19 protein-coding genes and 1 tRNA gene are annotated in these 24407 nt (G+C 31.6%); 8 read left to right on the top strand and 12 right to left on the bottom strand.

Annotated features, from left to right (window positions below; genetic code table 11):
- From QHG34_RS10950 to QHG34_RS10920, 7 genes are all read right to left on the bottom strand, one after another.
- Positions 1–75: transfer RNA gene (locus QHG34_RS10950), tRNA-Pro, on the bottom strand.
- Positions 76–135: 60 nt separating this feature from the next.
- Positions 136–1320, bottom strand: coding sequence for a tryptophan synthase subunit beta (gene trpB / locus QHG34_RS10945; RefSeq protein ID WP_282630234.1), 1185 nt, complete (start codon positions 1318–1320; stop codon positions 136–138).
- A gap of 12 nt (positions 1321–1332) precedes the next feature.
- The gene (locus QHG34_RS10940; RefSeq protein WP_282630233.1) at positions 1333–2004 is read right to left on the bottom strand and encodes a phosphoribosylanthranilate isomerase; all 672 of its coding nucleotides are present in this window, start codon (positions 2002–2004) and stop codon (positions 1333–1335) included.
- Positions 2001–2786: an indole-3-glycerol phosphate synthase TrpC gene (gene trpC / locus QHG34_RS10935; RefSeq protein WP_282630232.1), complete on the bottom strand. Its 786-nt coding sequence runs from the start codon at positions 2784–2786 to the stop codon at positions 2001–2003. Before trpC ends, QHG34_RS10940 begins: the two co-directional genes overlap by 4 nt.
- Positions 2783–3769, bottom strand: coding sequence for an anthranilate phosphoribosyltransferase (trpD, locus tag QHG34_RS10930; RefSeq protein ID WP_282630231.1), 987 nt, complete (start codon positions 3767–3769; stop codon positions 2783–2785). The genes trpC and trpD overlap by 4 nt, the downstream gene beginning before the upstream one ends.
- A 4-nt stretch (positions 3770–3773) precedes the next feature.
- Positions 3774–4337, bottom strand: a complete 564-nt coding sequence (locus tag QHG34_RS10925) for an anthranilate synthase component II (protein WP_282630230.1) — start codon at positions 4335–4337, stop codon at positions 3774–3776.
- Between the two features lie 3 nt (positions 4338–4340).
- Positions 4341–5735, bottom strand: coding sequence for an anthranilate synthase component I family protein (locus QHG34_RS10920; protein ID WP_282630229.1), 1395 nt, complete (start codon positions 5733–5735; stop codon positions 4341–4343).
- A 253-nt stretch (positions 5736–5988) separates the two neighbouring features.
- Between QHG34_RS10920 and QHG34_RS10915 the strand changes: the two genes are divergently transcribed.
- The 5 genes from QHG34_RS10915 to QHG34_RS10895 all read left to right on the top strand — a co-directional run bounded on the left by QHG34_RS10915 (position 5989) and on the right by QHG34_RS10895 (position 12978).
- Positions 5989–6765, top strand: coding sequence for an enoyl-CoA hydratase/isomerase family protein (locus tag QHG34_RS10915; RefSeq protein ID WP_282630228.1), 777 nt, complete (start codon positions 5989–5991; stop codon positions 6763–6765).
- Between the two features lie 64 nt (positions 6766–6829).
- Entirely contained in the window at positions 6830–7606 is a 777-nt protein-coding gene (locus QHG34_RS10910; protein WP_282630227.1) for an SH3 domain-containing protein, read from the top strand.
- A gap of 10 nt (positions 7607–7616) precedes the next feature.
- Positions 7617–8321, top strand: a complete 705-nt coding sequence (locus QHG34_RS10905; protein ID WP_282630225.1) for an SDR family oxidoreductase — start codon at positions 7617–7619, stop codon at positions 8319–8321.
- A gap of 123 nt (positions 8322–8444) precedes the next feature.
- Positions 8445–9494 (top strand): glycosyltransferase family 9 protein, encoded by a 1050-nt coding sequence (locus QHG34_RS10900; RefSeq protein WP_282630224.1) that lies wholly within the window; start codon positions 8445–8447, stop codon positions 9492–9494.
- Between the two features lie 100 nt (positions 9495–9594).
- On the top strand, positions 9595–12978 hold the full coding sequence (locus QHG34_RS10895; RefSeq protein WP_282630223.1) for a hypothetical protein: 3384 nt from the start codon (positions 9595–9597) through the stop codon (positions 12976–12978).
- On the opposite strand, the gene QHG34_RS10890 is transcribed toward QHG34_RS10895, so the two are convergent.
- The 3 genes from QHG34_RS10890 to QHG34_RS10880 form a co-directional block, all read right to left on the bottom strand.
- Positions 12975–14369: a glycine-rich domain-containing protein gene (locus tag QHG34_RS10890; protein WP_282630222.1), complete on the bottom strand. Its 1395-nt coding sequence runs from the start codon at positions 14367–14369 to the stop codon at positions 12975–12977. The genes QHG34_RS10895 and QHG34_RS10890 overlap by 4 nt on opposite strands.
- Before the next feature lie 84 nt (positions 14370–14453).
- Entirely contained in the window at positions 14454–16817 is a 2364-nt protein-coding gene (locus QHG34_RS10885) for a hypothetical protein (protein WP_282630221.1), read from the bottom strand.
- A gap of 88 nt (positions 16818–16905) precedes the next feature.
- Positions 16906–19272, bottom strand: a complete 2367-nt coding sequence (locus QHG34_RS10880; protein WP_282630220.1) for a hypothetical protein — start codon at positions 19270–19272, stop codon at positions 16906–16908.
- An 87-nt stretch (positions 19273–19359) separates the two neighbouring features.
- Between QHG34_RS10880 and QHG34_RS10875 the strand changes: the two genes are divergently transcribed.
- The 3 genes from QHG34_RS10875 (at position 19360) to QHG34_RS10865 (ending at position 21157) form a co-directional block, all read left to right on the top strand.
- On the top strand, positions 19360–19938 hold the full coding sequence (locus QHG34_RS10875) for a Crp/Fnr family transcriptional regulator (protein WP_282630219.1): 579 nt from the start codon (positions 19360–19362) through the stop codon (positions 19936–19938).
- A 68-nt stretch (positions 19939–20006) separates the two neighbouring features.
- Complete coding sequence (locus QHG34_RS10870) at positions 20007–20420, top strand: darcynin family protein (RefSeq protein ID WP_282630218.1); 414 nt, start codon at positions 20007–20009, stop codon at positions 20418–20420.
- Positions 20420–21157, top strand: a complete 738-nt coding sequence (locus tag QHG34_RS10865; protein WP_282630217.1) for an SDR family oxidoreductase — start codon at positions 20420–20422, stop codon at positions 21155–21157. The genes QHG34_RS10870 and QHG34_RS10865 overlap by 1 nt, the downstream gene beginning before the upstream one ends.
- A gap of 35 nt (positions 21158–21192) precedes the next feature.
- On the opposite strand, the gene QHG34_RS10860 is transcribed toward QHG34_RS10865, so the two are convergent.
- Together QHG34_RS10860 and QHG34_RS10855 are read right to left on the bottom strand one after the other, a co-directional pair.
- Positions 21193–21813, bottom strand: coding sequence for a hydrolase (locus QHG34_RS10860; protein ID WP_282630216.1), 621 nt, complete (start codon positions 21811–21813; stop codon positions 21193–21195).
- A 168-nt stretch (positions 21814–21981) separates the two neighbouring features.
- Positions 21982–24192 (bottom strand): NADP-dependent isocitrate dehydrogenase, encoded by a 2211-nt coding sequence (locus QHG34_RS10855; RefSeq protein WP_282630215.1) that lies wholly within the window; start codon positions 24190–24192, stop codon positions 21982–21984.
- Between the last annotated feature and the right edge of the window lie 215 nt (positions 24193–24407).

Genomic DNA, 24407 nt, shown 5'->3' with positions numbered 1-24407 from the left:
TCGGGGTGGCAGGATTCGAACCTGCGACCTCCTGCTCCCAAAGCAGGCGCGATGACCGGGCTACGCTACACCCCGATAGATTTCATTATCGTGGGTGCAAATGTAAGGCGATTTTTAGGAACAGACAAATCTTTTTTAAGAATATTTTTCCGAAACTTTCATATATGTTTCTAAGTCTTTATCTCCTCTTCCCGAAAGATTCAGAACCACAATGTCTTGCGGTTTAAAATTAATTTTTTCTAAAGCAGCTAAAGCGTGAGAAGATTCTAGTGCAGGAATGATTCCTTCCTCTTTTGTTAGCATAAAAGCAGCATCTAAGGCTTCATCATCTGTTGCATTTAAGAATTCAGCACGTCCAGTTTTGAACAAATGTGCATGTAAAGGACCAACTCCAGGATAGTCTAATCCAGCCGAAATTGAATAAGGTTCAACTATTTGTCCATCTTTATCTTGCATCAATAACGTTCGGCTTCCGTGAATAATTCCTTCCGTTCCTTTGATCGTTGTTGCAGCAGTTTCGCCAGATTCTACGCCCAACCCAGCCGCTTCAACCGCGATTAATTTGACAGAATCATCATTTAAAAAATGATAAAAAGCTCCCGCAGCATTACTTCCGCCACCAACACAAGCAATCACGTAATCAGGATTTTCTTTCCCATATTTCTCTTTCATTTGGACTTTAATTTCTTCCGAAATAATCGCTTGAAATTTCGTTACCATTGCTGGATAAGGGTGAGGTCCAACGACAGAACCGATGATGTAAAAAGTTTCAGGATTATTGATCCAATAACGAATTGCTTCATTTGTGGCATCTTTTAATGTTTTACTACCTGATGTTGCTGGAATAACTTCTGCGCTTAACATTTTCATTCGCGCAACATTTGGTGCCTGGCGAGCAATGTCAATTTCTCCCATAAAAACTATGCATTCTAATCCCATCAACGCGCAAACTGTTGCTGTTGCAACACCATGTTGTCCAGCGCCAGTTTCGGCAATAATTTTAGTTTTACCCATTCGTTTTGCTAATAGAGCTTGACCAATTGCATTGTTGATTTTATGCGCTCCTGTATGATTTAAATCTTCTCGTTTTAGAAGAATATTGGTGTTGTATTTTTTCGAAAGATTTGGTGCGAAATACAATGGACTTGGTCGACCAACGTAATCTTTTAACAACAAATTAAATTCTTTTTTGAATTCTTCCGTATCAACATATTTTGCTAAAGCTTGCGATAATTCTTCACAATTATGATGTAATAATTCTGGAATAAATGCTCCTCCAAATTCACCATAAAAACCTCTTTCGTCAACTTCGTATTTCATTTTGTTTCTTTTTTAATTTTGTTCAATTCGTCCATCAATTGTATCGATAAACTGTTTTACTTCGTCAGTTTTTTTAATTCCTGGTGCTGACTCAAAACCACTATTGATATCAAATCCGATACACCTCGGATGTTGAAAATTTTTCAAGATAAATGCATCTTCCAATGTTATTCCGCCACTTAATAAAAAGGGTGTTGATAACTGATAATTTGTTAACAATTGCCAATCAAATTTCTTTCCTGTACCACCGTAATCACTTGATTTTGTGTCAAAAACAAAACCATCAACAACTTGTTGATAAGTGGTTAATTGTTGAAAATCTTCAATCGATTTTACACCAATGGCTTTCCAAATTTTAAAGTCTAAAAAGCTTTCATCAGTTAGTAATCGTTGATGTTTTTGATTGATTAATTCTTCACAAAAATGTACCGTTTCATCACCATGTAATTGCACAACATCTAATTTATATTGTTCAACTTTTTCGAGAATATTTTCGATTGATTCATTCACGAAAACGCCAACTTTTTCTGCATTCGGAAAAACTTCGAAAATAGATTCATCTTCTACAAATCGTTTTGATTTTGAATAGAAAATAAAGCCAACATAATCGGGTTCGATTACTGCAATTTTTTTAAAATTTTCGATGTTATTATTTCCGCAAACTTTTACTTGAAAACGTTTCATTTCGACTCTTTTACAAATTGTTCAAAAGTTTTGGTTGGATCTTCAGCTTTCATAAAGTTTTCTCCAATCAAAAAAGCTTGAAATCCTGCTTGTCGCAATTCTTTCACTATTTTTGGATCAGAAATTCCGCTTTCCGCAACTTTGATTAAATCGGTTGGTAATTGTTTCAAAATTTGTTTTGATTTTTCAATATCAACTTCAAAATTTTTCAAATTACGATTATTAATTCCAATCAAATCGATGAATTCATTTACTTTTTCCAATTGATCTTCCGAATGTAATTCCAACAAAACTTCCAAACCAATTTCTTTAGCTGTTTTCGCTAAATGATAGACTTCATCTTTTGTCAAACATTCTGCAATCAACAACATCAAATCCGCACCAATTGCTTTTGTTTCGTATACTTGAAATTCATCAACAATAAAATCTTTGCGCAAAACTGGAATATTTAAAACTTCTTTAGCTTGTTGTAAATCATCAAAACTTCCGCCAAAAAATTGTTCATCCGTCAAAACAGAAACAACAGAAGCACCAAACTTTTCGTAACCTGAAACGACTTCTTTTACGTTTGCATCTTTGTTGATAAAACCTTTTGAAGGTGATTTTCGCTTAAATTCTGCAATAATTCCAGATTTTGTATCATCTAAAATTGAAGCTTTTGTAGATTTTACAGGAAGTAAGAAATTTTCCGAATTTCTAAAACTTTCGATTGATTGAGTTCTCTGTTTTTCTAAAATTTCAACACGTTTTTGCGCGACAATTTCGTCTAATATCGTTTTCATGACTTCATTAATTTTTGGAATACATTCAATGCATTTTTACTGTCTAAACTTTCGTTTGCAATCGCTACACATTCGATTAAATCTTTGGTTGGATAAATTGTTTTCAAGGCTAAAGCAGTGTTTGCTAACACAACTTCTTTTTGAGCTTTAGTTGAATTTCCTTCTAAAACACTCAAAAATATTTTAGAATTTTCTTCGATTGATTTTCCACCTTTTATCTCATCTGGTTGAAGAATATTTAAACCAAAATCTTTACTTTCTAACACAAATTCACCCGAATTATTATATACTTTTGTTGGTGATGTTAACGAAATTTCATCATAACCAGCCAACGCAGTCGAAATCGAATATTGTACGTCCGAATTTTGCATTACATAATGATATAATCGAGCGGTTTTGACATCATACGTTCCCAAATTTTGGAATTCTGGTTGAACTGGATTCACCAAAGGACCCATCAAATTGAAAAATGTTTTTACCGCCAAACCTTTTCTAATCGGAGCAACTTTCGCCAAAGCCGGATGAAAAAGTGGCGCATGTAAAAATGTAATTCCAACTTCGTCGAACTCACGTTTCAATTTATCTTGATTGACAGAAAATTCGTATCCAAAATTATCCAATATATTCGAAGAACCGCTCACAGACGAAGCTCCATAATTTCCTTGTTTGATAATTTTTTCGCCAGCTCCAGCCAAAACAAAACAACTTAATGTCGAAATATTAAAAGTATCTTTTCCGTCACCACCCGTTCCTACAACATCAATCGCTTGCTTTGGCAAATCTACTTTGATGCATAAATCTAACAAAGCTCGGCGATAACCTTTTAATTCCTCCAATGTAATGTTGCGCATATTAAAAATGGTCACAAAAGAAGCTAATTCGACAGCTGAATATTTTTCTTCCGAAATTTCTACCATAATTTGATACGCTTCATCTTCGCTCAAGGTATAATTTTCGAATAATAAATTTAATAATTTTTTCATCGTTTTAAGCTTCTAACCAATTCTTAATCATTTCATCTCCAAGTGGCGTCAAAATAGATTCTGGATGAAATTGAACACCACGGACATCATAGGTTTTATGACGCAAAGCCATCACTTCTCCTTTTGGACCAACTGCTGTAATTTCTAATTCTTCAGGAAAATTTTCGTTTGAAACTACCCAAGAATGGTAACGTCCAACTTCTAAATTTTTTGGTAAATTTTGGAATATCACTTCTTCTTTTATCACTTCAATTGTTGATTCAACTCCGTGAAAAACTTCTTGCGTGTTTAATAATTTTCCACCAAAAACTTCTCCGATTGCTTGTTGACCTAAACAAACACCAAAAATTGATTTTGTTGAGGCGTATTTCTCGATGATTGGTTTCAATAAATTCGCTTCATCAGGGATTCCTGGGCCAGGAGAAAGTAATATTTTATCATAATTATTCACCTCTTCCAAAGCGATTCCATCATTGCGAACAACAGTAATATCATCGGCGAATTTCTTTAGCGAATGCACTAAATTATAGGTGAACGAATCGTAATTATCGATAACTAAAATTTTCATAGTTTATAGGTTTTGAGCGATTTCTATTGAGCGACGAAGCGCTCCTAATTTATGATTGACTTCTTGTAATTCATTTTCTTCGACCGATTTGGAAACAACTCCAGCACCAGCCTGAAAATATAAAGTATTTTGTTTGCTGACGAACGTACGAATCGCAATTGCCATATTGATATCTCCGTTAAATCCTAAATAGCCAATTCCGCCACCATAAACGCCACGATTTTGATTTTCGTAACCGTCTAACAATTCCATTGCTTTGAATTTTGGTGCGCCAGAAAGCGTTCCAGCGGGAAAAGAATCTGCAAAAACTTTCATTGTATTCACGCTAGGATCCAATTGCGCAGTCACTTTCGAAACCATGTGAATCACATGCGAGAAATACTGAATTTCTTTGTATTGAGCGACTTTTACATCAGCAGAATTTCGACTCAAATCATTTCGAGCCAAATCAACCAACATTACATGTTCTTCATTTTCTTTTGGGTCAGCGATTAATTTTTCGGTCAATTCTTTGTCCAAAGTTGGACTTCCTGTTCTACGAACCGTTCCTGCAATTGGATGAATTTCTGCATGATTATTATTGATGATAATTTGAGCTTCTGGCGAAGAACCGAATATTTTATAATTTCCATAATCGAAATAAAACAAATAAGGCGAAGGATTTACCGAGCGTAAAATGCGGTAAACATTGAATTCATCGCCCGAAAACTTTTGTTTGAATTGACGAGAAGGAACAATTTGAAAAACATCACCACGAAAACAAGATTGTTTACATTTTGTGACCATTTCTTTGAATTCATCATCCGTTAAATTCGATTGAATTTCAGATTCGACGTTAAATGGATATTCAACAATTGATTTGTTATGAACAACACTTTTAATTTCAGAAAACTTAGAAATTGTTTCTTCATTTTGATATTCGATAAATTGAATTTCATTGTGAAAATGATTGAAGACCACAATATTTTGATAGAACGAATACGAAAATTCTGGAATTGTTGCTTCATTTCCTTTTGCCGAAAATTTCACTGTTTCGAAATGCGGAATAGCATCCCAAGCAATGTAACCAAATAAACCATTTACAGGTAGATCTTCACCATTTTGAATTGTAAATTGATTCGTAAATTCCTTGAATTTTTCTGTCAATTCTTGACCATTCAACGCATATTCTTTTATTTCTCCATTTGCGTATGTTTCATTTACCATTCCGTTAGTAACTTTGAAAGTTGCGATCGGATTTAGGCAAATAAAAGAGTTAGCATCTGTCTTCGAATGATAGTCAGAACTCTCTAATAATAAGGCGTTCGGATAAATGTCTCGTAGTTTTAAATAAAGCTGAACTGGAGTTGTTAAATCCGCTAAAACAGTTTCTTTCTGTATGTTAAAAGTTAAATTCATTTGTTAAATATTTAGGTTTCGAGCACAAAAAAAGGCTTGTCGGTTACGACAAGCCTTTTCTACATATAACTGCATAGAGGTCTTACGAACCAACGTTTTGTTGTCCGATATTCCACCACCAGTTATTTGTAAATAATGTTTTCATTGTGACAAATTTAGAAAGGATTTTGAATTATGCAAATTATTTTTTGATAAATTTTTTAGTTCTTTCAACAATTAATATTTTTGAGTAAATAATAAAAACACAAACAAAATGGAATATAATTATAACAATCTGATTGTTGAAGTAGAAAATAAAATAGCATTAGTAACTTTAAATCGTCCGCAAGCGTTAAATGCGTTGAATAAAGATTTATTGGATGATATCTCTAACTTTTTTACGGATGCGGATTCAGATCCAGCAATTCGAGTAGTTATTTTGACGGGGTCTGGTGAAAAATCTTTCGTTGCAGGGGCGGATATCAAGGAGTTTGCAAACTTTGATGGACGTCAAGGTGAGCAATTAGCTGCAAAAGGTCAAGAAAATGTTTTTGATAAAATTGAAGATTTTAAGAAGCCAGTAATTGCAGCTGTTAATGGTTTTGCATTGGGTGGAGGATTAGAACTAGCAATGGCTTCGCATTTCCGTATTGCGTCTACAAATGCAAAATTAGGTTTGCCAGAGGTTACATTAGGCTTGATTCCTGGTTATGGAGGAACTCAACGTTTACCAAAATTGATTGGGAAAGGACGTGCGATGCAAGCAATTATGACAGCGGATATGTTTACAGCAGAACGTGCTTATGAAATTGGTTTAGTAAACGAAGTTGTAGAACAAGCTGAATTAATCAACCGTGCAAAGGAAATTGCTACTAAAATTTCAAGAAATTCTTCTGTAGCAATTCGAGATGCAATTAAAGCAATTAATGCTTCAGATAAAGAAAATGGTTTTGAAGTAGAGATTGAAAGCTTTGGTAACTTATTTGATGAGGCTGATTTTAAAGAAGGAACAACAGCTTTTGTTGAAAAAAGAAAGCCAGATTTTAAGTAAATTTTAATTTAAATAAATTTCTAAAAAGCTTCAGGTTTTCTTGAGGCTTTTTTAATTTTACACTATGAAAAAAATAATTTTTGGATTCATTTTAATGATGAGTTCTGTTGTGTTTTCACAAGAAATTTATCAAGTTATTGCACAAGAAGGTTTGACGGTTAGAACTAGTCCAAATGGAAAACGAATTGGTAAAATTCCATACGGTTACCCCGTAAAGATTACTGAGAAAGGCGAGGCATTTTCGTTGATGGATAATGGTAAAGCAAAAAGTGGAAATTGGGTAAAAGTAGATGTTAGCTCTTCTAAAGTTATTTTAGATGAAGGTATTAGCGAATCTGTTTTGCAAGATAATTTGTATACATTTAGTGGTTATTTGATTACGCAACAAAGTTTTATCAGTCAATTTGAAAAAGAGATTTCTACTCATCCAGCTTTTAGTGAATTTTATTTGGCAACAGCTTACAAATGTTTTGCAATAAAAGGTGATTTTTTTGGAGACGGAGTAGTTGATTATTTATACAGAATGATTGATACAAAAGGAAATATTAGATTATTTATTGTAAATAATTTGAAGAAAGGAAGTCAAATTTATGGTTTAGGAGGAGCTAAAGATCCATTTAAAATCACTAATTATGATTTCGGAACGTTGACAGTCGTTCCTAAAGGAACACCACTTTATTCGAATAATGTAAATGGAGTTAAACGTAACTTGAATGGAATTTCTAAAAAGGAAATTGTAACTTTAGAGTATGATGCTATTTATGTGCATCAAGAAAATGCGAAAGAAGGTGGATTTATTTACCGAAAAGATGGTAAATGGAATTGGCTGAATCAAAAATAAGAGGAAAAACATGCAAAAGATAGAAGGTAAAGTAGCCTATATAACAGGAGGAACGAAGGGAATTGGATTGGGAATCGCCAAATCATTGGTAGAAAATGGTGTAAAAGTGGCAATCTCTGGTCGAAATATTGACGATGTAGAAAAAGCACGTCAGTATTTAGGAAAAGAAAATGTCTTAGCAATTCAATCAGATGTACGTTTTTTTGAGGATGAACAGAATGCTGTAGAGCAGATTATCTCTGCGTTTGGACGTTTGGATATTGTAATTGCAAATGCAGGTTTAGGGAAATTCGCACCAATTGATGAACTTTCTTTAGAAGATTGGAATGCAATGATTGATACTAATTTAACGGGTGTTTTTCACACCATAAAAGCGTCTGTTGAAGCGTTAAAAGTTTCGAAAGGATATTATATTTCTATTGCTTCTTTGGCAGGAACAAATTTCTTTGCGAATGGAGCAGGTTACAATGCTTCAAAATTTGGAGTTGTAGGATTTACGCAGGCTGCGATGTTAGATTTAAGAAATTATGATATCAAATGTACAACGATTATGCCTGGTTCTGTAACGTCAAATTTCAATGATCATGTGCCAAATTCTGAGGACGGATGGAAAATTCAGCCCGAAGATTTAGGACAAATGGTGGTAGATTTATTGAAAATGAATCCAAATGTTTTACCAAGTAAAATAGAAGTTCGTCCAACGAAAACAAAATAATGCTAAGACCTCAAATTGAGGTCTTTTTTTATGAAAAAAATATTTCGTAATTACCGATAGTTTACATAGTTTCGTAATACAATAGCGAATAATTTTCTTAATTCTATAATAATCAATAAAGCAATGAGTTTCAAGTTAAAAGTAAATGCCTACCGTCGAAAAATAATGAGAGGTTTGACAGGAGGAATCGGTAAAGGTTCTCTTGAAAACATTAATAAAAATGAAACAATTAATATTGAAAGAGTGTTGATAAATCGACCAAATCAACGTTTGGGAAATACTTTATTGATTACACCACTTGTTCAGGAAATTGTGAAAAACTTTCCGAAAGTTAAGATTGATTTATTTGTAAAAGGAAAAGTTGCTCCAATTGTTTTTGAGAATTATCCACAAGTTGATCAAATTATAGAATTGCCAAAAAAACCTTTCAAAGAATTGATCGATTATATCAAGGTTTGGTTTAAGATTAAGAGCAAAAAATATGATTTAGTGATTAATGTTGACAAACAATCTTCTTCTGGCAGACTTTCTACATCATTCGCAAAATCTAAATACAAGCTTTTTGGTGACGAATTTATTGCAGATACTACGCAAGAAAATCAATTGCATCAAGCGCAATATCCAGTTTATCAGTTCAGAAAATTTTTAGAATTATTTGATGGAAAAGTAAGAAATGAGCCTATTCCTTCTCAAAATATTCAATTATCTGATAAAGAAATCGAAAATGGGAAAAATTTATTGAACGAAATTACCAAAGATCCTTCTAAAAAAACATTGGCTTTTTTCACTTTTGCGACTGGTGCAAAATGTTATAGTGAAGATTGGTGGACCGAGTTTTACAATTTATTTTACCCAAAATATTCACAAGAATATAATTTAATCGAGATTCTTCCTGTTGAAAATATTTCGATGCTGACACATAAATTACCTGAGTTTTATAGTAAAGATGTACGTGAAATAGCGGCTGTTATGTACAATTGCGAGGTTGTAGTTGCGGGAGATTCTGGAATGATGCATTTGAGTTGTGCGGCTCCTACAAAGACAATTGGATTGTTTAAAGATGAAAGTTTTTTAGATCGATACAAGCCTTATGGGAAAGGAAATTCTGCTGTAATTGCGATTGATGATAATCAAATTGGAGTTATGCAAAAAATAGAAGAAACGCTTTCTTAAACGCAATTTTTCGGTTATTTAAAATTTTCATCACAAAAAATCGTTATTCTATAAAAATCTTTTGCAGTTTCGGATTCTATTTTTTCTATGGTTTTGGTTAGTGAACAGTTTTGTTTTTGCTCAACATTTTGGGTGGAAAAATCCTAATTTTAGACAAGATTCTGTTCAACTTTCTGATACGATAAAACTTCAAAATAAAGGAATTTTATCCGAAAAATTTCAAATTTTAGATTCGACAGGAAATCCAATTTCAAAAGAATTTTATACGATAAATTTCGAACGAAACGAGGTTTATTTCAATTCATCAATCGCCAAACAAATGGTTAAAATTCAGTATTTTGTTAATCCAAAATTAGCCGAATATGTTTTTTATGCTAAAAATCCAAACATTATTGTCAACGATGCGAAACCAGTTGATATTTTTCATCAAATAGAACCGAATTCAAAACAAGCGAACAAAGATGTTTTTGATGGTTTGAATAGCAAAGGTTCGATGGTTCGTGGAATTCGTTTTGGAAATAATCAAAGTGCGTCTGTGCAATCTTCGTTGGATTTGGAATTATCTGGAAAATTATCGGATGACATTACGGTAAATGCGGCGATTGCGGATAATAATGTGCCAATAGAATCGGATGGTTACACGCAAAATCTGCAAGAATTTGATAAAGTTTACATCGAATTAGCGAGCAAAAATTCAAAAATTCGAGCTGGTCATATTGATATTAATACGAATCAAGAACGAAATTTTTTCAATCCATTTAATCAAAAAGTAACAGGTTTACAATTATCAACTCAGTTGAAAGGCGAAAAATCGTCGACCAATATTTTTGCTTCGGGAAGTATTACACGAGGCGAATTTATGCGCGTTAATTTTGTTGGACAAGACGGAAATCAAGGTCCTTACAGGCTTTCTGGGAAAAATAATGAATTGTATGTGATTATTATTTCGGGAAGTGAAAAAGTATATATTGATGGCGTTTTGTTGGAGCGAGGCGAGCAAAATGATTATGTGATTAATTACAATACGGGCGAAATTTCTTTTACTTCAAATCGATTGATTACCGCAAATACACGCATTAATGTGGAGTATTTGTACAATTCTCGAAATTATTCACAAGTTTTACTTTATGGCGGAGCTGAATATGAATCGGAACGATTAAAATTGTCAGGTTTTTTCTTTTCTCAAGGAGATTCGAAAAATAATTCACTTGGAAATGATTTGACAGATGCTGAAAAGCAAATTTTGGCAAATGCAGGAAATGATCCTGATAAAATGTACACTGTTTCTGCTGAGAAAACGACTTATGATTCGAATAAAATATTGTATCGAAAAGTGAATCAAAATGGGTTAGATATTTTCGAATATTCAACGGATCCAAATGATGAATTGTATCAAGTGGCTTTCACCTATGTTGGTGCGAATCAAGGAAATTATCGACAAATAAATGCGAATCAAAACGGAAAAGTTTTTCAGCATAATGAAGCAATTGCTGGCGTTTTACAAGGTGATTATGAACCAATAAAGCAATTAATTTCGCCTAAAAAATTGCAGATTTATACGTTGAATGGTCAATATCAATTGAAAAATAATGGAAATGTTGGTTTTAACTTTGGTTTGAGTAATTATGATCAAAATTTATTTTCATCGATTGATGATCAAAACAATTCTGGTTTAGCAACTCGTGTTTATGGTGAAAAAACATTTTCTTTCAAAAATTGGAAAATTACACCTTATGCAGAATGGAATTTTATCAATAAAAATTATAAAAGTGCCGAGCGTTTACGAGCTGTTGAATTCGCGAGAGATTTTAATTTGGAACAAGAATTAAGTGGTGTTAATCAGAGTTTTATCACAGCGAAAATTAATTCATCTTGGAAAGAAAAATTTATTGCGCAATATAAATTCGATTATCTTGAAAATACTGGTTTGTACAAAGGTTTGAGAAATCAACTTGATGCGAATTACAAAACAGAAAAAGACGAAATAGTTGCGCAAGCAAATATTTTATCAACAAAAGCAACGCTTCAAAATACCAATTTTGCACGTTATATGGTAGATGGAAAACGAAAAATTGGAAATAAATTTTGGGTTGGAGCGAGAGTTTGGGGCGAAAATAATGACATGGATGATTTGACAAAAAATCAAAAATCAGAGTTGAGTTTTAAATGGAATGAATTTCAATTGAAAGGAGGTTTTGCAGATTCGATAGGTCATAAAATTGATTTAACAGTTTATCAACGTCAAGATGATTCGGTTCGTTTAGGAACTTGGCAAAATATTCAACAAAGTAAAGGCGCTATTTTTAATTCAACTTTAATTCAAAAACAAAATCATCAATTGAGTTTAAATTTCCATTATCGACGAGTTAATTATCAATTTTTAGATGCGTCGAACGAAGATTTTATGACAGGAAGCGTAAAGTGGTATAAAGCTTTTTTCAATCAAGGTTTACAGTTAAATGTAGATTATGAAGTGGGAAGTGGAGTAGAACCGCAGCGTGAATTTCAGTATATAAAAGTTTCTGATGGAATGGGAATTTACAAATGGACGGATTATAACGGTGATGGAATTGAGCAAATTGATGAGTTTGAAGTGGCAGAATTTATTGATCAGGCAAATTATATTCGCGTTTATACGAATACAATTGAGTATTTGAAAACGAATAAAAATCAATTCAATTTTACGTTGCGTTTTCGTCCAAAACAAGTTTTCAATACCGAAAATGAATTCTGGAATCGTTGGATGTTTCAACAAAATATCTCGGCAAGTAATTCGTTACGCAAAGAAGGAACGACGTTGGAATGGAATCCTTTTACAAATTCGGCTCAAATTTTAGGCAAAACAAGAAGTATTCGTTCGTCGATTTTCTTTAATCAAGGAACACAATATAAATGGTCGTCAAATTTTATTTATAATCAACAACAATCCCAAACGTATGTTTATACAGGTTCTGAATATCGTGATTCGGACAGTTATTTGTTGCAAACACGTTATAAGATTTTGCAAGATTTAATCGCAAGTTTCGATACCGAATATATGATGATTAACAGCGATTCTGAATTATTTTTGAGTAGAAGATACAAGTTAAATAATCTTCGTTTATCACCAAAAATGACTTATCAAACAGAAAAAAATCTTGTTGCGTCATTGTTTTATAATTATCAAAATAAGAAGAATATTTCGGGTGAAGAGCAATTAAATCAGTCAGATTTAGGAACAGAAGTTCAATGGAATAGTTCGGATAAAATGAGTTTGTTGGGAAGTTTTAGTTTTATCAATAATAAATTTATCGGAAACCAAGAATCTGTTGTTGGAAATCAAATGATGGAAGGTTTACGTGCCGGAAATAATTTTGTTTGGCAGTTGCAAATTCAACGACAAATCACAAGCTTTTTACAATTGAATATTTCATATGACGGAAGAAAAACTGAAGAAAATAAACCAATACATACTGGAAGTGTGCAAGTGCAAGCTAGGTTTTAGTCGCCACCGCCACCGCCACATCCTCCACAACCGCTACCGCAAGAACTACCGCAGCTACTACCACACGAACTATCAGAGTTTCCACTTCCGCAGGAATTATGGGCTCCTGAATTGTTTTGAGGCATAGAGTAAAATGCATTTTTTGAGGTAACTACAGCAGGGACTAAAACTGCAGTTCCTACAAATAAAAATTGCCAATCCAAACTACTTTTAGTTTCTTCTGAAACATAGCTATGGTAATGACGAGGTAAAATATTTTGAAAGAATAAATTGATTAAGAAAATTAAATAAAAAATAATCGAAATTGCTAAAATAATCGTGAATATTGTGATATATAGAATAGGTTTGTCTCTTGCAAATCCTGTGACAATACGAGTAAAAGAAAGTAGAAGAACTATATTTAAAATAGAAAAATTCATCAAAAATAATTTAGCAAAAAAATTAGATTTAAAAATATACTTTTTAAACGCTAACATTACGTTTGGAATATTATTAAAAAGAGGAGTAGAAGATAATAGTTGAAATGTTTCTAAATAAGTTAGTCCTTTATTTGCTTTTTTTATTTGTCGAACGATCTCAGCTTCTTCATTAGAATTCGCTTTTGCATGTGTAGAAACGTACAATTTATCATTTAAAAAATAAAGTGATTTATCATCAACCATTTTATTGATTAACATTAGAATTGAATCTTTCAAACCATCATTTTTTAGAAATACTAATTCACTTGGCAATAGATCAAAAACAAAAGAAGATTTATCGAAATTCTTGATTAATTGACTGAATTTTGAATGATTGTAAAACGAAAGGAACCCAAATGCAGCTATACTTAAAAGGATTATTCCAATAAAAAATTCTTCAGAATCAACGGTTGTATAAAATGGCTTTAAGAGAAAATAAAAAGGAATGGAAAGTATTACAAAAATATTGAGACCAATAATAAGAGCTGTTCGCAATTTGAAATTACTTTTCTTAAGATTTAAACTATCGAACATTGACGAATACTCCCAAATACTTTTGTCTTGTACTCCAAAATTTTCAAAATACAATTCTTTTGTTCGTTTTTTTGCATTCGAGAAAGTTTCAAAATCTTCCTTATTGTGTGTAGAAGGCACATGTTGAATTTTTTTTCCTAATAGTTTACAAAACTTATTATATGATTTTGTGAAAATTAAATGTTGATGCCAAACCGTATCTACAATTTCTGATGGAGAAACCATTTCGTCATTCGTTGCAGCTAAAAACATGAACTTTTTGTACTCTAAAATTGCTTTTTGAGTAAATTCATATGTCCAATAATTTTCTTTCGCTAATCGAACTGTAAAACCGTAATTATCAGTTTTAGAATCGAATTCGAATGCTAAAGTATCATTCCAAATTTTGTCAAAATTCATAAGTGTTGTTTAGGAAATCAACTGATAATAATTTAAGTTGTTTAGATTGTTATCAGTCAATATTTTAAATAAATTTAAGTATTTTTAATTTATCTTTCCTTCATAATAAACAGGATTTCCTTTTTCGTCGAAACCAATTATAGTTAGTTTGTAGTTTCCTGGATTATCATTGTTATAGTACTCGATTACCGTTTCTTTATTTGGTTCTGAGATTAAATGAGGGTTCCAGTACAATGTTTTTCTGTTATCATTAGGTATCTTTTTATATAAAGTCTCATAATCATCATTACTCAAAAAAGGAACAGATTTATCATAACCTTTTATTGACAATATATTTTGCGGTTTTGAAGGAGAACGTTCTTCCATATTTCCTTTTTTATAATAAAAAGCAATTGCATCCGCAATTAAACCTTTTCCTTTAAAAACTTTTACCATTGCAATATCACTGATGTTAATACTATTAACCGACTCGTAAGGAATTAGGACTTCCTCTAAATAATATTTTACAGGACCGTTTCTAAGCTTATAGATTAGAACTCCTTCTTTTATTTCTGTTGTTAGCCCAGAAACTCTTCCTAGTAAATAGTCTAAAATATTACTATAAGTGTTTGCATTTTTATTTTCGTTGACAAAATCAAGTACGGTTTCATTTACATCTTGAAACAATGGACTACTCAACTCTTTGTTTAACTTATATGTTTTTGAAGTAGTTTGAGCCCTCACAACAGCTTCTTTTAAACGAATGCTTTTATCATTTACAATTTTATTGATTTTGATTTGTTCTGTTTGAGCTTTAATCTCAGTTAGTTTATCTGTACTAGTTTCAGACAAAATATATCCACTTGGAGGAAAATCTGAATTGTATTTTTTGTTTTCGAATGAAGGTAAAACAGATATTACTATATTATCATTTTGTTTTTTTGACTTTTGTGATTGATTGCTTAAATAATAAAAAATATTGAAATTATCATATGAAATAAAATTATCTAACTCGAAATTTCCGTTTGAATCTGTAGAAGTTGGGATTAAAATTTCTTCTGTTTCAGGAGATTCAATGAAAAGATTCAAATTAGCGTTTTTTAGATCTTGACCATTTATATAGGCTTTTCCTTTGTAAGATAAATATGAATTAGTTGCAGAATGGGGTATTTTTTTAGGACTATTCATAATCTCGTTCCAATTAAATCTCTTCCAACTTTCGGACAATAGTAAAGCATCCAAAGCTTCTGGATTGTTCTTTTCCTGAAAATATTGTGTTGGATTTGAGATTTTATCTGTAAAATCTTGCGTTAACCAAAGAGTAGAAAGTAAATTTTCTTTTTGGTTATTTTGTTGTGCAACTACAGTTGTTAATTCTTGAGGGAATTCAGATTTTAATGTAATCGTATTTATTGTTCTTGCGCCGTTATTTGTGTCAAAATTTAAAACTGGTTTTGATAAAGGTTTAGAAAAATTGATGAAAACTAAACGTTGAGCTACAATATTATCTGTTGCATCAAAAATACTGAGTTGTAAAATTCCGCTTTCGTCAATTAAACTATCATTCAGTATTTTTTGAGAAATAGATTGAATTTCTTTTGTGAATTTTGCTGTATAAACGACAGAATTATTGAGCGTTCCAATTACTTTGTAGTTTTTTAATTGTTGTGGAGTATTATTGCTTATTAGTTGATATCCAATATGATTTTTTTCGTTAACTACTTTGAAAAATATACCAGATTTACGAGCATTCGGAAGGTCAATTATCTGTTGTTGACCATTTCCATCATCTATTTGTACTTGATATAATTTATTTGGTTCAGCTTTAAAATAAAAGGAAGCAACGTTTTCATCAAGATTATTAAATTCAACTATTTTGGTTGAAGGATTATTTTTCTCAAAAACAAAACCAGTCCACTTTTTTGGTAAATCACCAAAAGATTTTAATCTTACTGCAAATTTTGTGGTTTGATTCTCTATAAATGTTCTGCCTTCAGGATGTACAGAAGCATTCCATTTTAGATTATCGTTTTGAACTAATTTTAATTTAGAGTTAGGGTTGTAAATTAATAGAGGTTTTATGTATTGAAAATCTTCGGAAAAGTAGGTCATATAAGTTGTATAAGCTCTTATATAATAAACATTTTCTTCTAAATCTTCTTTTAATGTAAAACTTCCATCACTTTGTCCTTTAATAATTGGTAGAAGTTTTTTATCGACTAGATTTTTATTCTTGTCATATAATTCTACAAAAAGATTGGTAGAAATCGTAGCTTGTCTATAACCATCAAATACAAATGCCTTGAACCAAATGTTCTCTCCAGCAATGTAATCTTCTTTGTTGAATAAGATATAAATCTTTTCTTGTGCATAATTTTCTTCAAGATTTTTAATAGCTAAATCAAGCTTGGATTGCGCATTTACGCATAAAGAAATTATCGAAATGATAACGAGGAAGTAGAGTTTCATAGAGATTAATTGTTTGATACTGTTAAGATAACAAAAATGGTAAATAATAAAAATAAAAAAACCTCGAGAAATTCTCGAGGTTTTTAGGTTAATTTATCTTCCCTTCATAATAAACAGGATTTCCTTTTTCGTCGAAACCAATTATAGTTAATTGAAAACCTTTTGGATTATCGTTGTTAAAATATTCGATAATGGTTTCATTATTGGCTTCACTAGTTAGTTTCGGATTCCAAAAAAGTGTTTCTCTATTGTCATTCGGTATGTTTTTGTAAAGAGTTTCATATTCATCAACACTCATAAAAGGTAAGGTTTTATCATAACCTTTTACAGGCAGCACATTTAGCGATTTCGCCACATTGTTGTTACCCATGTTTCCTCTTTTAGTATAAATTGCAATTGCATTTCCAAGTATTCCACTTCCTTTATATACTTTTACAAGCGCAATTTCATTAATATTAATACTGCTAAGTGTTTCACTAGAAAGTAACATTTCGTCTAAATAGACAGCTGCTTTTCCGTTCCGAATGATTGGTGTGACAACGCCTTGTTGCAAAGTTGTTGTTAATCCTGCTACTCGACCTGCTAAAAACTCGAAAATATTATTGTAGGCATTCGCATTTTGATTATCGTTTATAAAATCTACTAAAGTTTCATTAATGCTCCTAAACATACCAGTACTTAATTGATCATTCAGTTTTTGGGTTTTGATATCTTTTTGGGCTTGTACTACAACTTCTTTTAGTTGAATACTTTTGTTATTGACAATTTTATTGATTTTGATTTGCTCAGTTTGTGCTTTAATTTCATTCTGTTTATCATCACTAACTTCAGATAAAATATATCCGCTTGAAGGAAAATCTGAATTGTATTTTTTGTTTTCAAATAACGGTAAAACAGATATTATTACTTTGTCATCTTGTTTTTTTGACTTTTGTGCTTGATTGTTTAGGTAATAAAAAATATTGAAATTATCATACGATACTAAATTGTCTAACTGGAAATTACCGTTAGAATCTGTTGAGGTTGGAATTAAAATTTTCTCTGTTTCTGGAGTTTCTATAAAAAGATTCAAATCTGCGTTTTTCAAATCCTGTCCATTTATATAAGCTTTTCCTTTGTAAGATAGATAAGGATTAATTGCAGAATTAGGCACTTTTCTAGGACTATTCATAATCTCGTTCCAATTAAATCTTTTCCAGTTTTCTGATAACAGTAAAGCGTCCAATGCTTCTGGATTATTCTTTTCCTGAAAATATTGAATTGGATTGGAGATATTATCTGTAAAATCTTGCGTTAACCAAAGCGAAGAAAGTAAATTATCTTTTTGATTATTTTGTCGATTAATTACTGCTGTAAAATCTTGAGGAAACTCAGATTTTAATGTAATCGTATTGATTGATCTTGCATCATGATTGGTGTCAAAATCTAATTCTGGTTTTAAGAATATTTTAGAATGATTGATAAATGTCAAACGTTGAGCGACAATATTGTCATTCGCATCAAAAACACTAAGCTGTAAAATTCCACTTTCGTTACTTAAACTATCATATTGTATTTTTTGAGAGATTGTTTGAATCTCTTTTGTAAATTTAGCAGTATAAACGACAGAATTATTAAGCGTACCAACTACTTTATAGTTCTTTAATTGTTGCGGAATACCAACACTTCTTAGTTGATAACCAACGTTATTGTTTTCGTTAATAACTTTAAGAGTGATACCGGATTTGCGTGTAATTGGAAGGTCAATTATTTGTTGTTGACCATTTTCATCATTTATTTGTACTTGATATAATTTGTTAGGATCGGCTTTAAAATAAAACGAAGCGATGTTTTCGTCAAGATTATTAAACTGCAATACTTTGTTAGTAGGATTACTTTTTTCGAAAATAAATCCGTTCCATTTTTTGGGTAAATCACCAACAGATTTTAATCTTACAGCAAATTTAGTCGTTTGGTTTTCGATTAAATATCCACCTTCTGGATAAACAGAAGCGTCCCATTTTATATTTTTATCCTTAATTAATTTTAGTTTAGATGTAGGATTATGAACTAAAATAGGTTTAACGTACTGAAAATTTTCAGAAAAGTAGGTCATATAAGTCGTATATGCACGCACATAATAAACATCTTCTTGCAAATCTTCTTTTAACGTAAAATTTCCATCACTTTGACCTTTAAAAATAGGAAGTAATTTTTTATCAATTAATTTCTTGTTTTTATTATAGAGTTCTACAAAAAGATTGGTAGAAATAGCACTCTGTTTATACCCATCAAATACAAATGCCTTGAACCAAATGTTCTCTCCAGCAATGTAATCTTCTTTGTTGTATAAAATGTAAATCTTTTCTTGTGCATAATTTTCATCAAGATTTCTAAAAGCAGTATCTAATTTTGTTTGCGCTGTCAAATTATAGGTGAAGCAAGAAACAATAATTAAGAATAAATATTTTATCATAGTAGTGTTAATTGTTTGATTATGTTAAGATAGAATAAAATTGAATACATATAAAGATTAACTTTAGATTTTATTTTTTATGTAAAAATGATAATAGAATTACGCAAATACATTAATAAAATCACATTTTTATCTGATAAAAGTTATTTCAGTTTAGAAAAATTATTTGTTCAAAAAAAATTAAGAAAAGGAGAGTTGTTTTGTCATGATGGAGAGATATCTAAAGAGATTGGATTTTTAGAAGATGGAATTTTAAGAGGTTATTATAGAGCAAGTAATGGAACAGAATACAATAAGCATTTTTTTGTGAATTCTTGTTTTATAGGTGGATATGCATCTTTGATAACAGGTAATCCAAACCAAATTATACAAGAAGCGCTAACAGATTGCACAATTTGGGTGGCTAATTATAAAGCGTTTCAACAACTATTTGAAGAATATCAAGATGTAGAACGTTTGGCACGTAAATTAGCAGAATACTTTTTTGTTCAAAAAGAGCAACGTGAAATTGATATTGTACTTTTAGATGCAGATAAGCGATACCTGCTTTTTCTGAAAGAATTCCCTGGATTAGGAAATGTAATTCCACAATATCATATTGCATCATATTTAGGAATAACACCAACACAATTAAGTCGTATCAGAAAAAAAATCGTGAAGAGTTGATTTTATCAACCTATGTAAATGGAATTGATTAATGATGTTCTAAAATTTGTAATTAAAATATGACAAAGATGAAAACATTAATAATCTTATTCTTTTTACCAATTATGATGTATGCTCAGAAAACAAATGCAAGCGTTAAAGAACAACCTTACACTATTTTGATTCTTATGAACGCAACACCAGAATGGTTGAGTCTTTCGCGCAACGAGAGAAGTATTTTTTTTGAAAACGAAGTGACTCCAATTTTCGAGAAAATGAGTAAATCTGTCAGTGTTAAATTATATGATAGCGAGTATTTTAATGCACAAGTTTCAGATTTTATGATATTAGAAACAATCAATTTAGATGATTACAAGTATTTAATCGAAAAATTGCGTGATACTAAAGTTTATGGGATTCCTTATTTTATCATTAAAGACATTATAATTGGACAACAAAATCTTTTCGAAAGTTTTAATGAAACATTTAAAGCAGAGAAATAATGAAAGTTCAAAATAATGTTGTTTTAATTACTGGAGGAACTTCGGGAATCGGTTTAGCCTTGATGAAACGCTTTATATCAGAAGGAAATAAAGTAATTATTACTGGAAGAAATCTAGCAAAACTAGATGAATTAAAAGCTTCTTATCAAAACTTAGATGTTTTTTGTGGAGATTTATCAGAGGTAAATGTGATTGATGATTTGGTCAATTTTATTCAAACCAAATATCCTAATTTAAATATCTTGATTAATAATGCAGGTGTTCAGTTTAATTATCATTTTGTTTCTGAAAAAGAAGTTGAACAGAAGATTAAATATGAAATAGCAACTAATCTTACTGCGCCGGTTTTACTTAATACTAAATTGATAGCTGTTTTGAAGAAAAATTCTGAATCTTCAATAGTTAATGTTAGCAGTGGACTTTTTTTAGCACCAAAAGAATCAGCTTCGGTTTATTGTGCTACAAAGTCTGCTTTGCATATATACACTAAAACTTTGCGTTATCAAATAGAATCAGAAGGAATTATGGTTTTTGAAATAATTCCAGCATTGATAGATACTCCTATGACAGAAGGTCGAGGAAAAAATAAAATGTCAGCAGAAGAGTTGGTAAATGAGTTTTTTGAAAATTTCCGAAACAATCATTTTGAAATTTATATTGGAAAAACAAAATTACTGAAGTTCTTGAGTCGTTTTTTGCCCAATATTGCTGATCATATGATGAGAAAAGGTTTATAAATCAAAACCCTCTCAATTTTGAGAGGGTTTTGATTTTATACTTTTAAGAATGATCCATTTTCTTGTAAAGAATGAACAAAATACGGAACAGTTTCATTTCTATTCCAATCGCGTTGTAGCTCACATGCAAGTTGTGTAATACTTGATAATTTTGCGCCAGCTTGTTCTATTCTTCTAAGTGCCATTTCATGTGCAATTACAGAAGTTCCGCCAATAGCATCTACTATTGTATAAACTTCAAAACCTTCGTCTAAAGCATCTAAAGCCGGAAAACTTAGACAAGCTTCTGTCCAAAGTGCTACAATGATTAATTTTTTTCGCCCTGTAGCTTTTACTGCATTGTAAAAGTCTTCATCTTCCCAAGCGTTTATACTTGTTCTATCATAGCTAGGTATATCGTGTAGAACTTCTTTAATAGGTTTTATAGTGTCTGCATTTTTTCCAGTTTCTACATTTACTGTACTTAAAACGATAGGAAGTTTAAAGTCTTTTGCTAATTGACAAACATTTGTGATATTCCTAACCAAATCACTTCTCAACATAGAATTAATTGAATTGACTTGTACAGGTTGATAATCGATAATAATTAATGCAGCATTTTCTGCTGTTAATAATTTGTCCTCTTTAGGGTTTCTGATTTGGTTGTAGCTACTCATTGATTTTTATTTAAAATAGTTAAATAATTGTTGTTTATATTTTACCAAAAATCATGCAATAAAAATCGTTTTCATTATTATTTTCAATAACTTAAAATATGAAAACAAAAAAGACAACTTCATTTGAAGTTGTCTTTTTTTATGTATTGTAATTTCTATTTTCAGAAATTAAATTCGGTCAACAATTGCATTTAATGTTGCAGATGGACGCATTGCAGCAGTTGTTTTAGCAAAATCTGCTTTGTAGTAACCACCAATATCTTGAGGTTTACCTTGCGCACCGATTAACTCTTCGTTAATTTTAGCTTCGTTTTCTTGCATTGCTTTTGCAACAGGAGCAAATTTAGCAGCTAAATCAGCATCTTTTGTTTGATTTGCTAACGCTTCTGCCCAGTACATTGCTAAATAGAAGTGAGAACCACGGTTATCGATAGTTCCTAATTTACGTCCTGGAGATTTATCAGTCGCTAAGAATTTAGCATTTGCTTCGTCTAAAGCATCAGCTAAAGTTTGAGCTTTTGTGTTTCCTTGTGTTTGAGAAACGTGCTCTAAAGAAGCTTGTAAAGCTAAGAATTCACCTAAAGAATCCCAACGTAAGTAACCTTCTTCTACGAATTGCTCGATGTGTTTTGGAGCAGATCCTCCCGCACCAGTTTCAAATAATCCACCTCCGTTCATTAATGGAACGATAGATAACATTTTAGCAGAAGTTCCTAATTCCAAAATTGGGAATAAATCTGTTAAGTAGTCACGTAAAACGTTACCAGAAACAGAAATAGTATCTTTTCCTTCTCTTGCACGGCTTAAAGTTTCTTTCATCGCATCTTTAACGTCCATGATACGAATATCTAAACCTGTTGTATCGTGATCAGCTAAGTATTTTTCAACTTTTTTGATGATTTGTTGATCGTGAGCTCTTCCTTTATCTAACCAGAAAATTGCTGGAGTATCAGATAAACGAGATCTATTAACCGCTAATTTAACCCAGTCTTGAATAGGAGCATCTTTAGTTTGAGACATTCTGAAAATATCAGAAGTTTCAACTTTTTGCTCTAATAAAGTGTTTCCGTTTGCGTCTTCAACTTTGATTGTTCCGTTTGCAGGAGCTTGGAAAGTTTTATCATGAGAACCATATTCTTCCGCTTTTTGAGCCATTAATCCAACATTAGGAACTGAACCCATTGTTGTAGGATCTAAAGTTCCGTTAGCTTTCATATCGTCTACAACAGCTTCGTAGAAACCAGCGTAAGAACGGTCTGGGATGATAGCTACAGTATCTTCTTCAGCACCATCTTTGTTCCACATTTTACCTCCATTTCTAACCAATGCAGCCATAGATGCATCAACAATAATATCAGAAGGAACGTGGAAGTTAGTAATTCCTTTATCAGAATTAACCATTGCTACACGTGGTCCGTTTGCTAAATCAGCTTCAATTGCAGCATTGATTTCTGCTTCTTGAGGTTGACCTTTGATTTTTTCGAATAAATCTGCTAAACCATTGTTAGGATTAATGTCTAATGCTTTGAAAGTATCAGCATATTTTACGAAAACATCTTTGAAGAAAGTTTCAACGATTGCTCCAAAAATAACAGGATCAGAAACTTTCATCATTGTTGCTTTTAAGTGAGCAGACAATAATACGTTTTTATCTTTTGCTTCTTGAATTGCTTCTTGAACAAATGATCTTAAAGAGTTTAAGTTCATTACAGAAGAATCAATTACTTCACCAGCTTTTAAAGGTGCCGCTGATTTTAATTCTTGTACAGAACCATCTTCTCCGTAAAATTTGATTGTATATTCAGTTGCGTTTTCTAACGTAGTAGAATTTTCAGTACCGTAGAAATCACCAGATTTCATATAAGCAACTTCTGTTTTGCTGTCTGTAGCCCAAGCTCCCATTTTGTGAGGATTAGCTTTTGCATAGTTTTTAACAGCTTTTGGCGCACGACGGTCAGAGTTTCCTTCACGTAAAACTGGGTTTACAGCAGAACCTAAAACTTTTCCGTATCTCGCTTTAATTGCTTTTTCATCCTCATTTTTTGGTTCAGCTGGATAATTTGGTACAGCAAAACCTTTCGCTTGCAATTCTGCAATCGCTTCGTCTAACTGAGGAACAGAAGCCGAAATATTAGGTAACTTAATGATATTTGCTTCCGGAGTAGTCGCCAAAGCTCCTAATTCTGCTAAAGCATCAGGAATTCTTTGTTCTTCTTTTAAGAATTCTGGGAAGTTAGCTAAAATACGTCCAGCTAAAGAAATATCTGGAACTTCGATTGTAATATCAGCTGTTTTTGTGAATCCTTGAACGATTGGCAAAAATGAGTGTGTTGCCAACATCGGCGCTTCGTCCGTAAGTGTGTAATGAATTTTTGACATTATGTTCTAAATTTTTTTGAGACTATTCTAAATTAATAGTCAATTAAAAATACATCTTTTCAATTTTGAATGCAGAATTGCAAACGTTGCAAATATACAATATTTAACAGATTAAATTGACCATAAATCAATCATTTACACGAATTTTAGCATAATATTTAACATGTTTTTTAATAGTTGTTCAAGTTGATAATTTATAGCTCAAAAACTGTTCA

It is taken from the genome of Empedobacter sedimenti, from assembly GCF_030005555.1.
Taxonomy (GTDB): Bacteria; Bacteroidota; Bacteroidia; order Flavobacteriales; family Weeksellaceae; genus Empedobacter; species Empedobacter sedimenti.
Note: the sequence above shows the minus strand (reverse complement) of the source record. Positions and strands in the feature narration are given on the sequence as shown.